Source organism: Paenibacillus sp. MAEPY2, assembly GCF_000499205.1.
Classification (GTDB): Bacteria; Bacillota; Bacilli; order Paenibacillales; family Paenibacillaceae; genus Paenibacillus; species Paenibacillus vandeheii.
The window spans coordinates 217,596-233,230 of the sequence record NZ_AWUK01000006.1 but is presented as its reverse complement, the minus strand read 5'-3'; the positions used below and the strand labels follow the sequence as shown (position 1 = coordinate 233,230).

Below are 15,635 nucleotides of genomic sequence, written 5' to 3'. Positions count from 1 at the left end.
AGTAGGACGCCGCCAAGCAATCGAAAGACACGATCGTATATAAGCGATCGTGTCTTTTTCTGTTATTATGAATTTTAGGGATTATTATAATTACTATAGGCTGTCTTATTTATATTAGTCCGTAGAGATAAAACTCATTTTATACATAAAATACTGGCCTTCCCATCATCGAAGCTGTGATACAATAGGTGAGGTCTATATAGAAACGGAAACACGCAGGAGTACGAGGAGGAACTGGAACACGATGAAATCCGCACCGTTTATTGCAGTGGAAGGTCCCATTGGAGCCGGGAAAACAACGTTGGCAACAATGCTTTCCCAGGAATTGAATCTTCCGCTGGTCAAAGAAATTGTAGAAGAGAATCCCTTTCTGGCTTCCTTCTATCAGGATATAGATGAGTGGAGCTTCCAGCTTGAAATGTTTTTTCTGTGCAACCGATTCAAGCAACTGGAAGATACGGGCGCTCACTATATTCAACAGAACACTCCCGTTATTTCGGACTACCATATCTATAAAAATATGATTTTTGCCGATCGTACCCTAAAGGGAACAAAACGGGACAAATACCGTCAAATCTATCATCTCTTAACGGATGATCTGCCGAAACCCAATCTGGTGCTATATATTGAAGCTGAACTCGAAACATTGATGCAACGCATCAACAAACGTGGACGGTCTTTTGAGCAGGATATGGACCCGGCGTATATGGAACAGTTGATCGCAGATTACAAAACAGGTATGGCCTACCTTGCTAACAGTCCGAATCGGCCGATTATTATTAAGGTGAATGCGGAACAGCTCGATTTTGTAGAACATCCTGAACATTTTAAACAGATTGTTAATCAGGTAAAGGAGTATATCACATGAACAACTATGGCATTCCCGCGAATGCATTAATCACGGTAGCAGGTACTGTAGGGGTGGGCAAATCCACACTAACTGCAGCTCTGGCAGAGCGTTTAAATTTCAAGACCTCTCTTGAGCAAGTCGACCACAATCCATATCTGGAGAAGTTCTATCATGACTTTGAACGTTGGAGCTTCCATTTGCAGATCTACTTCCTGGCAGAGCGTTTCAAGGAACAGAAGAAAATCTTTGAACTGGGCGGCGGATTTGTACAGGATCGTTCCATTTATGAGGATACTGGCATCTTTGCGCAAATGCATGCCGATCAGGGCACAATGTCGGCTACGGATTTCGAGACATACAGCAGTTTGTTTGAAGCGATGGTGATGACACCATATTTCCCTCATCCGGATGTGCTGATCTACCTGGAGGGTAGTCTGCCATCCATCCTGAATCGAATTACGGAACGTGGACGGGAAATGGAGATCCAGACGGATCGTTCCTACTGGGAGCATATGCATGAGCGCTATTCGGTATGGATTAATCAATTTACGGCTTGTCCGGTGTTGCGTTTGAACATTGATGAGTATGACGTGAATGACCCGGCATCGGTGGATGCCATTTTGGCACAGATTGCTGCTGTCATTAAGCCGTCTAGGGAAATCTAAATAAAAAATCATTATAATTTCGCGTCCCCTCCTATGCTTAATAGGAGGGGATGTATTTTTATTTTACAGTGGAGCTTGGTTTATGCTTTGTCAGATAGTACAGGAACCATACGGCATGCCTTTGCTCGTCTGTGGCAGCCCGTCTAAATGTTTCTTTAATATGCGGGTCAGTGGCCTGATCTGCAGCATCAGAATAAAATTCGACGGTCTGTTGCTCATCTTTGAAGGCATAGTGAATTCCCGCGATGTATTCGGATGGACAATCCTGGGCGATTTGGACAGTGGGCTGAACTCCCGTCAAGGATACATAAATACTAATAAAATATTGAAGATGCTTCATTTCATCCTGGCGTATCTCCAGAATACGCATTTTTTCTTCTGTAGTTGGTGCCAATTCGGAAAGTTTAAGTATAACAGGCAATAGCCGAGGATTCTCCGTTTATGGCTTTCGTAACCTGAGCTATGATCATACTGTCATTCCGATAATAAGGATAACTGTACAAGGGAGTTGCTCCTTCCATACATCTTTTTACAGCATATTATGTGGATCATAGGCAAATGTGCCGCCTGTTCTAAAAATCAATAATCTGCTTACCTAAGCATAGAAATTTGTTGAATAAAAGCATATTTTGTGGTTTCATAGGAAAGGTGAATTCTGGAAAATAAGCATAAGCATGACTCAGGAGGGAAAGTCAACGTGGAAGAGAAACAAGGGATCAAGATCGGCATGCCAATCGTTGGTGGTTTATTGGCAGCAGTTGTAGGGGGTATTGTGTGGGCAGTGATCGCTGCCATGACGGAAAGAGAGCTTGGGCTCATTGCTATTGTCATTGGGGCGCTCACAGGCTACGCGGTTGTATTGTTCTCGAACAAACGGATCGCAACGGTACATAAAGTCATCGCAGTTATATTTGCACTTATCGGTATTTTGCTTGGGAAGTATCTGACGGTGGTGTATTTTACATCCGAGTTGTTCAGCGATGCGAGCGTGATGAATCTGGTGTTCGATGGTGAGATGGTAAGTGCATTTGTGGAAACCTTTACGGATTATTTCAGCGAGCCGGTTGATCTGTTATTCATCGTACTGGCGATCGTATCGGCATGGCAGATTCCAGGACGGATGGCAAAGACCAGTCTGGCATCAGATGCATCGTCGTCTGATCACGCTCCAAGAGCTTAACTGCTTCGACTGAAAGACGCAGAAATTCTGTGGAATACAGGACTGCATGCAAAAAAAAGGCGTACTCAGAGTGAATGGCTTTAAAGCCCGTTCACATTGCGGCTGAGATACGAAAAAGGGGACGTAGGCCAATGGCGTACGTCCCTTTTTGAATGAACTCAGCAACAGGTAGATCCAATTGATCCTCTAATGTTCTAATCGTCCAAGTAAACACATGAATACTAATGGTGGTGGACATCGGATGATGCAAAATGGAACTACAGCTTATTGCCTGATTAGCTGTTTTGATCAGCAAAGGCAGTCATGGCATCCCGCATAAATACAGCCAAACCTTCGCCGAATTGATCAATATTACGTGTAAAGCGTTCGTCTTCCACGTACATCTGCCCCAGCCCTTTGAAGGCTTCAGGTGAATAATTACCCATGTTGTTCAGATAGGTGTACCATTCCGAGATACCGGCTTGTGCCTCGGCAGATGTGGGATCAAAGTGACGAATTGCTGCCAGTCGGGTGTAGATTGAGTTCATTTGATCGGATAGGGCTTTTTGCTTCTCAGGAGGCTGGTTCTGTAATTTTTGGTTAGCCTGATCCACGGCTTGGTCTCCCCAACGTTCCCGCGCTTCCTGCTCATACGGATTATGACTGAAATTAAAACCTTCGAATTGTTCCTTGGCTGTCATTTTAATTTCTCCTCTCACGTGTTGAACTGATTTATCAATGGTGGCAATCATTTGGTCCAACCGCTGGCGCTTCTCCAATAGAATACGGCGATGCATATTTAGGGCTTCCTCCTGATCGAAAGAGGGATTGTTTATAATTTCCTTGATATCTTTCAGAGAGAAATCGAGTTCTTTGAAAAATAAAATCTGCTGCAGCATTTCCAGATTGGCATCTGAATACAGTCGATACCCTGCAGGAGTCACTTCGTCCGGTATTAACAGTCCGATCTCATCATAATGATGCAGTGTGCGCACACTGATCCCGACAAGTTCGGCTACTTCTTTTACTTTCATGGCCATGATTAACACCTCCTTACACCACCGATTGTACAGCGTCACGTTACGTGAGAGTCAACAGGGGAAAATGAAAAAAACAAGATGCGAGCATGGAAACCGCATCTTGAGAATGGATTGGGTGACTGAAAGCTAAGTAAATGTGTAAATGAGTAATTCATTGAAAGCTTGGATAATTTCAATAATCCGTTGCTTACAGGAGTACTGCTTGTCCATGTTATAGACTGTTGCGCTGTATGGGTAGTGCGACTGCCTCCTCTGTTATGGAGAGGAGGTAAAGTGTTGTTAGACTGCACCAGGCACTTGGTGCAGCACAAGGGCTGGCGGTGCAGGGAGCGCATGGCTACGCCTGCATCCCGCGCACCGCCGCAGCGAACTGCGCAGCCGCTGCGCGCACATCGGCCGCGCCCGCGATGGCGGAGATGACGGCTACGCCGTCGGCTCCTGCCGCCATCACGGCGGCCGTGGTATCGGGCGTAATGCCGCCGATACCTACCACCGGAACTGCGATGCCTGCGGCGCGCAGTTCGGCCACCCCGGCGGGGCCCAGCACAGCGTGGGCATCCGCTTTGGATTGCGTTGGGTACATGGGCCCGACGCCAAGATAGTCGGCGCCCGCCTGCATCGCACGGCGGGCTTCCAGCGCGGAGTGGGCGGATACGCCAAGCATCCGCCCTTCTCCGATGCGGGCGCGTACCAGCGCCGCGTCCGCATCGTCCTGGCCGACATGCATGCCGTCGGCCTCCACCGCCACAGCCAGCTCCACATCATCGTTCACGATGAACGGTATGCCGTGCTGGCTGCACACCTCGCGAAGCCGCATCGCAAGTGTGATGCGTGCTTCGCCAACCAGAGCGCCAGTTCCTTTTTCCCGGAACTGGAACAGCGTAATGCCGCCAGCGATGGCTTGGCGCAGCACCTCTACTGGGTCACGCGTCGTATTCACGCTGCCCATCACCAAATACACCTGCATCGCACGCCGTATCGCTTCTGCATCCAGATGACGCATCACTGCTCACCTCGCTGTCTGCGCTGATACGCAAAATGATTCGTCGGCCCATGCCCGGCCCCAATCCCTAGCTCATCTTCAATAGCTGCCTGAATGAATGCTCGCGCGGTCGTGACGGCAGCAAGTACAGAGGAGCCCTTCGCCAATTCGGAAGTAATGGCTGCAGAATACGTACATCCCGTTCCATGGGTATGTCGTGTCACTACCCGAACATTCTCCAGGTAATGAAATGACTGCCCATCATAGAGCACATCGACAATCATGCCACTTCCTTCATCATGACCACCCTTCACCAAAGCATACGTCGAGCCCATCTGCACGATCCGCTTGGCAGCTTCTTCACGCTGACCCAAATTCATAATGGACATCCCGGTGAGCAGTTCGGCTTCCGGAATATTCGGTGTCGTGATCAGTGCATGAGGCAGTAGCTCTGTAATTAGCGCCTGAACGGCTTCCTGTTGTAGCAGGGGGGCACCTCCCTTGGCAACCATAACCGGATCAATGACCAGATTGGACCAACCGTATTGCTGCCATTTCTCGGCGACCAGCCGAATAATCTCGGCACTGTAGAGCATGCCTGTCTTTACCGCTGAGGGCTGAAAATCATCACCCGTCGAATCTAACTGTTGAGCGATACCTTCATACGAGATAGGGAAGACGCCCTGCACACCTGTTGTATTTTGGGCAGCAATGGCTGTAATCACAGTCATGCCGTATACGCCGAGCTCCTGAAAGGTCTTCAGATCGGCCTGAATTCCAGCGCCGCCGCCATTATCCGAACCTGCGATCGTCAAAGCCTGCGCAATACTCATTGCGCACCACCATCGATTTGGCGAACCTGTACCCGTTTTGCGATAATGTCAGGTGTCACTAGGGCCAGTTGATTCATCAATTCGATTTGGAAGCTGCCCGGTCCCAGGTCAGCGGTACGTTCCGCAGCAATCTCTGCTGCAATGCCATAAAAAGCGAGTGCTTCCACAACGCTGTTCAGCAAGTCGTCACCTGGTTTCGCTATGGCTGCAAAAGCCCCAATCACTGAACTGAGCAAGCAGCCAGCACCGGTCACTTGGGTAAGCAAGGCATGTCCATTACTCGTCAGGAACGTCGTTTGTCCATCCGTAATGACATCCTCTCGTCCGGTAATGACAACCACACAGCCGAGTTTTTGTGCCGCCCGTTCCGCTATTCCAATCCGGTCACCCTCGCCTTGACCTGCATCCACGCCTTTGATACTCCAGCTCTCACCGATGACATTGGCGACTTCCGCCACATTGCCACGCAATACCGTAAGGCGAAGCTCACGAACGAGCATCTGGACAGTTTCCGTACGGTAGGCGGTTGCCCCAGCCCCGACCGGATCAAGCACAACAGGCACGTTATTAGCATTCGCCGATTGACCAGCCAGGCGGATCGCTTCAACTACCCTTTCGTCCAGAGTGCCAATGTTCAATACAACTGCTCCGGAAATTTTGGCGACATCCGCGACTTCTTCATGCGCATAGGCCATAAAGGGAGATGCACCGAGTGCAAGTAAACCGTTGGCGGTAAAGGGAGCAACGACAATATTAGTAATGTTATGAACAAGTGGATTTTGCGTACGAACACGTTCCAGATAAGACATATAAGATCCTCCTTATAAATAAGCAACTTGATCAACAAAAGCAGGAAGGGCAGGGTTGCGCTTATATTAGTTGTTAATTCTGCAACATTTGTTGAATTATGATGGTTCCAATAAATGATGGGAGTTAAAAACTATTCACAGATAGCTACAAAGTCCATTTGTAAAGCTTAATTAAAGATCCAAATCCTCGATAAGAATTCTATTCATCCAGGCACTGAATCCCGAATCTACTCAGGTAGTCCGACATGGATAATGAATGACAACTTTCGGATTTTGCTTGATCTCATCCAGCAAGCGATTTCCTTACTCGCCCTACAAGTTAATAAAAGCATCCTCAGCCTTCACGGAATCAGGAATCAATTCACTTTGGACCAGCCATGCACGTACGTTTTCCCAAGACGAGGCGTCCTGCATGCCAAATGGCTGACCTTCTTCATTCATCAGGGGCAGTAAAATATCCAGGCTTTTGGTTTCGATCTCCGGGTCAAGCGGAGAGGTTTCGTTCTCATGTGCGAGCAGAATGTTCAACGCGTCCTCGGGGTGTTCCGTTACGTATTTCTGTCCTTCCTGTATGGCTTTGATAAAGCGTGTAAGCTGATCCTTTTTCGTTTCAATGCCCACCTCACTTGCAGTGAGGACCAGTTCATAATAATCAGGTACGCCGTAATCGATGGGATTGAATGAATTTATCGCATGGCCTTCTTTTTCCAAAATCAATTGCTCATGGTTAATAAAACCACCCATAATGGCATCCGCCTGTCCGGACGCCAGGGAAGGAATCAGGTCGAATCCCACATCCACCAGATCCATCTTGTCAGGATTACCTCCATCCTGGCTGATCATCGTACGGACCATCGCTTCGTACAGGGGAATTGAGGAATAGCCGACAGTGAGCCCTTCAAGATCTTTTGGCGACTTTACTTTACCATCTGCTTCAGTCAACAGATGCACAAGCGGATGCCTAACGATGGCTGCAATGGAACGTACAGGAATGTTCTCCCCACGCGCGAGCAGAATTTGCGGCTGGTAGCTCAGCGCCAGATCGATTTTTCCGGCAGCAACAAGCTTGAGCGAGTCATTCGTATCGGCGGGCATCTGGACATCGACATCCAGACCTTGGTCCGTGAAGTAACCTTTCTCCTGAGCAACATAGATGAAGGAATGTACGGCATTCGGGTACCAATCGAGCATGATGGACAGCTTGTCTTTGGAATCTGATGACGTTTTGGTAGCAGATGATTCTGTATCTTTTACATCGGGAGCTGAATCAATAGCAGGTGTGTTGGTACCCGTATTCCCGCATCCGCTAACGATCAGCATCAGGGTTATAAGAAGGAGGGGGAGCAGGGAATAGATATGCTTTGTATTCATCATTTAAAGTTCCTCGTTTCCTTTTTCTGTTTTAAAATCTACCTGCATGACGTTGTGTACCGAATCTTTTCTCCAGCCATGCAATAAGTACAAACAGGGCAATACCAAGCAAGGATAACAGCACAATAGCGGCGAACATGGCATCCGTGTTCATGTTGCTCGACATTCTGCGGCTGAAATAGCCAAGTCCCTTACTTCCGCCGAGCCATTCTCCAATCGTTGCACCAACTACGCAGTACACCACAGACATCTTCAGTCCAGAAAAGAAGGAGGGGAGGGCAAGTGGAATCTGGAGTTTGCGAAAAATATCCCACTTGTTGGCCCCCATCGTCAGCAGCAGTTCACGCTGCTCCGGATCGCCTTGGCGCAGGCCATCATAGGTGCTCACGACAATCGGGAAGAACGCGATCAGGAATACCACCGCGACTTTGCTCCACAGCGTGTAGCCAAACCACAGGATAAAGACGGGGGACAAAGCGATTAGTGGAATCGTCTGACTAATTACGATGAAGGGATATAACGCCTTTTCAATGGATCGGTTCATATGCATGCCTGTCGCAAGTGCAATTCCGGCACCAATGGACAAGCCAAAACCAACGACAACCTCCATCAAGGTAGCAGGTAAATGTGTAGCCAACAGGAGTCGGCGATGCTCATATAGCGAACTGGCAATTGCCGTAGGGGCTGGAATGATGAAGGAGGGCACCCATCCCATATTCACAATCCACTCCCAGATGACGAGCAGTAACAGCATGAGCAAGAGAAACAGACCATAACGGGCAAGCCAACGCTTTACACTATCCTTCATGCTGCATCTCCAGTTACCGTTTCGCATGCAATTGTTCCTCCAGTAGTCGTCTCATCTGAACGAGAGCCGGTTCATAGATCATGTCTGAATGTCTTGGACGCGGCAAAGGTACCGTTATATCCTGCAGCTGTTGGCTTTGTCCCCCTGGAGTTAACAGGATAATTCGATCACTGAGCAGCAAGGCTTCTTCAATATCATGCGTGATGAACAACACGGTTTTGCCCAAACTTCCCCAGAGTTCTAGCAGCCAGCGATGCATCTCCCGTTTGGTCAGGGCATCGAGTGCACCGAATGGTTCATCCAGCAGCATCAGCTGGCCGCCTGTAAGCAGGGTGCGCAGCATTGCGACTCGCTGCCGCATGCCGCCGGACAGTTCGTCCGGGTACGCATGCGCGTAGCCGGATAAGCCAAATCTGTCGAGGCCAGCCAGGATGTCCGCCCGAATCTTTGCCTTGTCCTGCCGCCCTGAAGCAAGTTCGGAGGGGAGCATACAATTCTCCATGACGGTTCGCCAAGATAACAGGAGGTCCTTTTGCGGCATGTAGGCCACGCGTCCAAGTCGCTCTCCTTCTCGAACCCACGGAATTTCGATGGTTCCGTGGGTTGGCTCAAGCAAGCCTGCCAGCAGCTTGAAGAGAGTGCTTTTACCGGAGCCGCTGGAACCGATGAGGGAGACGAATTCGCCTTTCGCTACACGCTTCGACACATTGGAGAGTACGGGGGAATCCCTTTTTTCCGGGAAAGCAAAGCTCATCTTGTAAATGGTTATGTCGTTATCCATCTCGTTCCGTTCCCCCTTCTGATTTAAACTTCAAACTGCGGGATCTTTAATTACACCTTCTGATCTGCCGCAGAACGCGAAAAAGACCCACCCATTTCCAGAGAAATGAGTGGGTCTATACGTTCAATTCATATTAAATTTCATCATTAACATGAAAAAATCCGCTTATTGATAGGCCGCTCCACTTCCCTCCGCTGGTATAATCCAGATCAGGTTCAAAGGGTCCGAATCGTTCGATTCATCTCAGCCGCAAGGCCCCCCTAGTGCAATGTGCAAGATATGCAGTTGTGTACTCAGCATATATCACAATGAAGCGGAATGTAAAGAGCAGGATCAGGCACGTCGTGGTGAGAAGATAAATGAATGAGAGAAGAAGCATGTACCGACTAGTGAATGAGTACACCCAGCTCACGGATCAAACGGGCAATCTGCTCAGGGGTGCCAATCGTAATCCGAAGCCAGGTAGACATACCGAATTCGGCACCGCCGCGGACAGAGATGCCTCTGTTCAACAATTCTTTGGTAATGGGGCCGCTATCCTGTAACAGATTGACCATGATGAAATTCGTATGGGAAGGAATATAGGGCAATTTCCACTGATCAAAGGATCGCATTAACGTTTCCCGTCCCTCACGATTGTAGTGCAGGCAGTGAGAGACAAATTCATGATCATCCAGACTGGCCGAAGCGGCTGCCTGAGAGGTAGCGGTCAGACTGATGGGCAGCTTGACCCGGTTAATGCCTTCAATGATGCTTTCATTCCCGATGCCATATCCGATTCGCAGGCCGGCAAGTCCATATATTTTGGAGAAGGTCCGCAAAATAATCAGATTATTGTAATGCTCCAGCAGTTTGACCGTATCGGGATAATCCTCGCTCTCCACAAATTCATAATACGCTTCGTCCAGGACAACCACCACATGAGAGGGAACATGCTCGAGGAAACGATGCAGTTCCTCTGCGGTAAATATAGTTCCGGTCGGATTATTCGGATTGCACAGCCAGATGATTCGGGTTGAAGCGTTGATTTGCTGCCGGAATTTCTCCAGGTCCAGCGAATGGTTGACCAAAGGCACTTCATGGATGATACCGCCTGCCAGTAGCGTTGCGCCCTTATACCAGTTGAAGGAGGGTATCGGAATGAGTGATTCCTCGCCCGGATTAAGATAGGCTTGGGCGGTAAGGGTCAGGAGCTCGAATGATCCACTACCAAATACCAGTTGGGATGTACTGACACCCAGTCGCCCCGCAAGTTTGTCACGTAACAGTTGGCTGGAACCGTCGGGGTATTGTGCCAGAAGATCGGAGCCCAGCGATCTGACCGCTTCCGCAGCCAGGGGAGAAGAACCAAACGGATTCTCGTTCGCTGCAAGTCGATCCACACTTTCCAGTCCCAGCTCCCGCCGGATCTGTTCCATGGATTTGGCAGGAGTATAAGCCGGAATTTGATTCAACAGGTCTTTAACAGGAGGAGAGGGAACGGGTGAAAGGAATCGCATAATCATGCCTTCTTTCCAGTGGAATTAGATCGAGAATGATATCTGTTTCTGGGCAATCTGCTGTGGTGTCTCTTGTGGAGGAGTCAACAATCGATTCAGAATCAGGTTTTCAAAATGAGCAAACCCGCTGTCCCGAATGCGTGGCCGCTCCAGCGTAATTCGGGTATCCATCGTTATATAACCATCCTCGATTAACAGGACTCTGTCCGCAAGGGCCACCGCTTCACTAACATCGTGGGTAACCAAAATGACGGTCAAGTCTTCTTCCACCCACAAGCGTTCGATTAATTGCTGCATCTCAATTCGGGTCAATGCATCCAGCGCACCCAGCGGTTCATCCAGCAGCAGTAAGCGCGGGTGACTGGCGAGTGCCCGTGCCAAGGCGACACGTTGTTTTTGCCCGCCGGATAATACGCCCGGCCAGTCGCCTTCACGCTCTCCCAGTCCTACATTCTGAAGTGACTGGCGTGCATCTTCCTTGTTCTTGTCGGGGATGCCCAGCCGTACATTGTCGAGCACGGATTTCCAAGGCAGCAGACGGGCTTCCTGAAACAGAAACCGTGTCTCGGGTGCCGTACTGCCAAGTTTTCTGTTGCCCAGCATAACGCTCCCGGAAGAGGGGGCTTCCAGCCCGGCGATCAGACGCAGCAAAGTACTTTTACCACAACCGCTTCGTCCAACGATGGCTACAAATTCCCCTTGTCTTACATTGACGTTGATGTCAGATAGAATTGTCCGCTGATCATACGATTTCTGAACCCCGTTTACTTGAAGAAAAGGACTGATCTGACTTGTGCTCATGGATTAGTTCACGCTCCTTTGGCTTTACTTGCGGGATAAAGCCGGGTTCCAGCGCAGCCAGCGCCGTTCCAGCCATTTGGCGATGGTATCGGACAGCTTGCCCAGCAGGGCATATAGCAGAATGCTTAAGACGATCACATCCATCTGCATGAATTCCCGCGCGTTCATCGCCATGTATCCAATTCCTGCATCCGCCGCAACCGTCTCCGCTACGATGAGTGTCAGCCACATGATGCCAAGTGCATAGCGAATGCCCACCAGAATGGAAGGCAGCGCACCCGGCAGGATGATGTCCCTGTAGAGCGACCAACGGCTGAGGCCGTACACCTTGCCCATTTCAATCAGATCGGGATCGACCGACCGTATGCCGTGGAACGTATTCAGATATACGGGAAAGAAGACGCCCAGGGAAACGAGAAACAGTTTCGCTTCTTCACCGATCCCGAACCATACGATAACGAGGGGGATCAACGAAAGATGTGGGATATTACGGATCATCTGGACAGAGGAGTCTGCCACCTTTTCCGCAAGGGTAGAGATGCCATTCAGCACACCAAGCAGGAAACCGAGACCACCGCCAATGATGAATCCACCTAGGGCACGCCGCGCGCTGATACTAATATTGTTCAGCAGCTCACCGTTACGAAGCAGCCGAATGAAAGCCTCCAGTACCTGAGCGGGACGGGGCAATATATTGGCTGCAACGACTCCAGACGCTGTGAGCCATTGCCATAAAGCCAGAATGAGCAATGGTACGACAAAAGGGATGAATCGGTTGAACCATGTCCGGTTGAATATGTTGGAACGCACGTTAAGCATACCTCCTTGCCTGTTCTTATTTGCCTCCAGCAGCTGGCAACTGATCGCTAAGTACATCACTCCAGAACTTGCTTACATCTACCGCTTGATCAAAAATGCCTACTTGCTGGAACGTATCCGCTACATCCTGTTCGGACTTGAGTGCATTGTCAGAAATGGCAACAATGCGTGAAGGCCGTTGGGCTTCTCCGTCCCTGTAGGTTTTAAGTGCCTGCTCCAATGGCTGGTGGGTGCTGTCAGCAGTAATTTGAGCCCATTCTTCCTGATGTGTGCGAGCCCATTCATTAAATTTATTGATTCGTTCCAAATAATCGGCGAGAGCCTTTTTCTGATCTTCATCGGCAAGGGCCTGATCCGAGGCAGCAACAAGAAAGCTGCCTGACAGAATGTCTTTGGCGCTGGCGATGGTGATTGCTTCATTCTGATGTGCGGAGATGATGGCGTTGCCGTAACTGGCGAGAGCATCCACTTTTCCGCTGATCAAGGCGCTGAGGCCATCAGCAGTCGTAAGTTCGACGGGGCTGATGTCACTCCAGGTTAATCCAGCTTCCTCCAGCATTTTGAGCAGGAAATAGTGGGCTGTTGTATTTTTTACAAATGCGACTTTCTTGCCTTTCAATTCAGCGATGGATTGAATCGCTGAATCTTTGGGTACAACAACTTCCTGATTTAATGTGCTGCCTTGTTGTACGGCTATGATTTTGAAGCTCCCACCGTTCTCAGCTTGGGAGGCAAAAATAGGAGGGATCTCGCTAGTCACACCAAAGTCAAGCTGGTTTGCGGCCATCGCTTCCAGGATGAGATTGCCGCCCTGAAATACGTTGTAATGCACTGTGTAGAGGGTGTCATCGAGCCCGGCTGCCTTCAGCCCTAATTCAAGATTGCCCCATCCAGTCTGGCCTACCCGAATGGAAACGCCATTGGTTGAATTAGAGGCGGCTGTAGGTGTTGTGCCCGTACCTGTAGCCTGATGATCAGCTCCTGTAGAACAGCCCGATACAATGAGTAGGAGAAATGCGCTCATAAGAGCGGTTAAAGGTATGGAGTGACGGCGATTTCGACGAATCATAGGGAAGAAACCTCCTTGGTATGTGAAATTCTCTCAGTGGGCTTATCAGACTCATTGAAGCTGCCGGATGCAATAAACGCTTGGCCGATGCGGTCCGCTTGAAGAATGGCTTCGGTTACCTGTGCTGTGCTCACCCCGAAGGAGAGGTGTTCTGCACTGCCTTCCCGTAATTTCAATCCAGCTGCAATGCGTACAGCAGCTTCCTGTGGTTGACTATGTATGCCAAGCTGGGCAAGGGTAATGGGCAGATTCAGCTTGTGTAACAGAGTAAGCAGCTCATACAGCTCGGTATCTGCTTTGCCTTCGAGAATCCATTGGGTGAACAGCCCGAAAGCTACCTTTTCTCCGTGCAGTGAAGCATGCGTCTCAGGCAATCTGGTGAGGCTATCGTGTAATCCGTGAGCTATAGCCGCATGGAGGGATCCGTCACTGATACTGCCGACAAGCCCTGCGAGGACAATAATAGCGTCGATAACATCACGGAATTGCGGTGTATTTCCGGTAGTGTCCGGGGACTCATAGACATCGGTAGCATGTGCATCCAGAATATCGAGTGCAAGCTTGGCTGTGCTGACACTGTTTCGCAGCGTAAGACCGGCACTGTTTCCACTGAGGTTGACCGCGAACTCATGCCATTTGACCAGCGTATCGCCAATGCCTGCGGCCAAATATCGTTTGGGCGCACTTGCCAGGATGCGGCTGTCAGCCAGAATCAGATTCGGAGAACGACGGAGGGGACGATATCCAGCAGCCTGCCCTTGTTCATCGTAGAGCACGGTTAAGGCAGACCATGCGGCACAGGTTGCTGCAATGGTTGGAACGGTCACAATCGGAAGGTTCGCCTGCTCCGCAACGGCTTTGGACAGATCGAGTACCCTGCCGCCTCCGACACCGATAATCAGATCGACGTCCAGATTGAAAGCGTGCTGGGTGAACGCATCAATCTGACCTGTCGTCACTTCCCCACGAAATAGCTGTACATGGAACCTGACCTGATGCTCTTCCAGTGAAGGCAGAAGGTTGGGCTGTACGGCTTTCAACGCAGACTCACCAGCGATGATGAGAACATGCTGCCCAAGCTGTGCTATACGCGATCCGCTTTGCTCAAGAATGTTAGCTTCGTGTTCATATACTGCGGGTGCTTTAACCGTAATCATGGATACACTCCCTTTATAACTTATTATTCTTACGTTTTAACTAGGTTTTTAAATTGTTTAGATTCTAGCATTGCGATCCTTCAACCACAATAACCTGGACAATCAATACATCCTATACTTCGATTGAAAGAATCTATAGGTGACAATAGAAAGGAGAAAAGAGAAACATCGACTCTCTACTCCTCTTACTGGGGCAGGTTTATTTAATAAGAAAGATACGGTACAATTTCTATTAAATTTCTATATGTTGCTTTCGGGATATATCAAATGAAAAGGGGGAGTGTTTATGAAAACTATTGGCCTTATTGGTGGAATGAGCTGGGAATCATCGTTAGAATATTACCGAATTATTAACGAAGAAGTGAAAATTAAATTGGGAGGATTGCATTCAGCCAAGTGCATTTTATATAGCGTGGATTTTGAAGAAATCGAGCGCTATCAAGCTGAAGGTGATTGGGAAAGCTCTGGTACATTATTAGGGGATGCTGCTCAGTCTTTGGAAAAAGCAGGAGCAGAAATGATTGTATTGTGTACAAATACGATGCATAAAGTGATTAAACATATTGAAGAAAAAGTGAGCTTACCCATTGTACACATTGCCGATTCAACAGCAAATCAAATTCAAAAGTCCAAAATAAGTACGGTTGGTTTACTTGGAACTAAATATACGATGGAACAAGACTTTTATAAAACACGAATTGAATTAAATGGTATTAAGGTTCTGATACCGAATGAAGTGGATAGAAAAGTAATAAATAAAGTAATATATGAGGAATTATGTATAGGGGAAATTCAACAATTATCAAGGGATTATTATAAAAAGGTAATCAAGAGGTTAGTTGATGATGGAGCTGAGGGGATAATATTAGGTTGCACCGAAATTGGATTATTAGTAAAACCAGAGGATTCAGAAGTTCCATTATTTGATACAACACGAATACATGCCATGGAATCTGTTAATTTGGCATTAGCTAAATAATTTTGACACAACC

The 15,635-nt window shown here is 48.6% G+C and carries 16 protein-coding genes, 1 pseudogene and 1 riboswitch; of the genes and pseudogenes, 4 read left to right on the top strand and 13 right to left on the bottom strand.

Annotated features, from left to right (window positions below; genetic code table 11):
- Positions 1-244 precede the first annotated feature (244 nt).
- Together P364_RS0104765 and P364_RS0104760 are read left to right on the top strand one after the other, a co-directional pair.
- Positions 245-868, top strand: coding sequence for a deoxynucleoside kinase (locus tag P364_RS0104765; RefSeq protein ID WP_024629012.1), 624 nt, complete (start codon positions 245-247; stop codon positions 866-868).
- Positions 865-1,515: a deoxynucleoside kinase gene (locus P364_RS0104760; protein WP_024629011.1), complete on the top strand. Its 651-nt coding sequence runs from the start codon at positions 865-867 to the stop codon at positions 1,513-1,515. Before P364_RS0104765 ends, P364_RS0104760 begins: the two co-directional genes overlap by 4 nt.
- 58 nt (positions 1,516-1,573) lie before the next feature.
- Here the strand turns inward: P364_RS0104760 and P364_RS35095 are convergent.
- Positions 1,574-2,036, bottom strand: a pseudogene (locus P364_RS35095) (ferritin-like domain-containing protein).
- Positions 2,037-2,212: 176 nt separating this feature from the next.
- Between P364_RS35095 and P364_RS0104750 the strand changes: the two are divergent.
- Entirely contained in the window at positions 2,213-2,695 is a 483-nt protein-coding gene (locus P364_RS0104750) for a hypothetical protein (RefSeq protein ID WP_024629010.1), read from the top strand.
- Between the two features lie 275 nt (positions 2,696-2,970).
- On the opposite strand, the gene P364_RS0104745 is transcribed toward P364_RS0104750, so the two are convergent.
- From P364_RS0104745 to P364_RS0104690, 12 genes are all read right to left on the bottom strand, one after another.
- Positions 2,971-3,714, bottom strand: coding sequence for a MerR family transcriptional regulator (locus P364_RS0104745; protein WP_024629009.1), 744 nt, complete (start codon positions 3,712-3,714; stop codon positions 2,971-2,973).
- 337 nt (positions 3,715-4,051) lie between these two features.
- Entirely contained in the window at positions 4,052-4,717 is a 666-nt protein-coding gene (thiE, locus tag P364_RS0104740; RefSeq protein ID WP_024629008.1) for a thiamine phosphate synthase, read from the bottom strand.
- On the bottom strand, positions 4,717-5,529 hold the full coding sequence (thiD, locus tag P364_RS0104735) for a bifunctional hydroxymethylpyrimidine kinase/phosphomethylpyrimidine kinase (protein WP_024629007.1): 813 nt from the start codon (positions 5,527-5,529) through the stop codon (positions 4,717-4,719). Before thiD ends, thiE begins: the two co-directional genes overlap by 1 nt.
- Positions 5,526-6,338: a hydroxyethylthiazole kinase gene (thiM, locus tag P364_RS0104730; RefSeq protein WP_024629006.1), complete on the bottom strand. Its 813-nt coding sequence runs from the start codon at positions 6,336-6,338 to the stop codon at positions 5,526-5,528. The genes thiD and thiM overlap by 4 nt, the downstream gene beginning before the upstream one ends.
- A 312-nt stretch (positions 6,339-6,650) precedes the next feature.
- Complete coding sequence (locus tag P364_RS0104725) at positions 6,651-7,709, bottom strand: ABC transporter substrate-binding protein (protein ID WP_052016507.1); 1,059 nt, start codon at positions 7,707-7,709, stop codon at positions 6,651-6,653.
- A gap of 31 nt (positions 7,710-7,740) precedes the next feature.
- Positions 7,741-8,517 (bottom strand): ABC transporter permease, encoded by a 777-nt coding sequence (locus P364_RS0104720; protein WP_024629004.1) that lies wholly within the window; start codon positions 8,515-8,517, stop codon positions 7,741-7,743.
- Positions 8,518-8,530: 13 nt separating this feature from the next.
- Positions 8,531-9,298 (bottom strand): ABC transporter ATP-binding protein, encoded by a 768-nt coding sequence (locus tag P364_RS0104715; RefSeq protein WP_024629003.1) that lies wholly within the window; start codon positions 9,296-9,298, stop codon positions 8,531-8,533.
- 169 nt (positions 9,299-9,467) lie between these two features.
- Positions 9,468-9,570: riboswitch (TPP riboswitch) on the bottom strand.
- A 114-nt stretch (positions 9,571-9,684) separates the two neighbouring features.
- Positions 9,685-10,797, bottom strand: a complete 1,113-nt coding sequence (gene hisC, locus P364_RS0104710; RefSeq protein WP_024629002.1) for a histidinol-phosphate transaminase — start codon at positions 10,795-10,797, stop codon at positions 9,685-9,687.
- Positions 10,798-10,821: 24 nt separating this feature from the next.
- The gene (locus P364_RS0104705; RefSeq protein WP_024629001.1) at positions 10,822-11,598 is read right to left on the bottom strand and encodes an ATP-binding cassette domain-containing protein; all 777 of its coding nucleotides are present in this window, start codon (positions 11,596-11,598) and stop codon (positions 10,822-10,824) included.
- A 24-nt stretch (positions 11,599-11,622) separates the two neighbouring features.
- Positions 11,623-12,417 (bottom strand): ABC transporter permease subunit, encoded by a 795-nt coding sequence (locus P364_RS0104700; RefSeq protein ID WP_052016495.1) that lies wholly within the window; start codon positions 12,415-12,417, stop codon positions 11,623-11,625.
- A 16-nt stretch (positions 12,418-12,433) separates the two neighbouring features.
- The gene (locus P364_RS0104695) at positions 12,434-13,486 is read right to left on the bottom strand and encodes an ABC transporter substrate-binding protein (protein ID WP_024628999.1); all 1,053 of its coding nucleotides are present in this window, start codon (positions 13,484-13,486) and stop codon (positions 12,434-12,436) included.
- The gene (locus P364_RS0104690) at positions 13,483-14,643 is read right to left on the bottom strand and encodes an iron-containing alcohol dehydrogenase family protein (protein ID WP_024628998.1); all 1,161 of its coding nucleotides are present in this window, start codon (positions 14,641-14,643) and stop codon (positions 13,483-13,485) included. Before P364_RS0104690 ends, P364_RS0104695 begins: the two co-directional genes overlap by 4 nt.
- Before the next feature lie 286 nt (positions 14,644-14,929).
- Between P364_RS0104690 and P364_RS0104685 the strand changes: the two genes are divergently transcribed.
- Positions 14,930-15,622, top strand: coding sequence for an aspartate/glutamate racemase family protein (locus tag P364_RS0104685; RefSeq protein ID WP_024628997.1), 693 nt, complete (start codon positions 14,930-14,932; stop codon positions 15,620-15,622).
- The last annotated feature ends 13 nt before the right edge of the window (positions 15,623-15,635 follow it).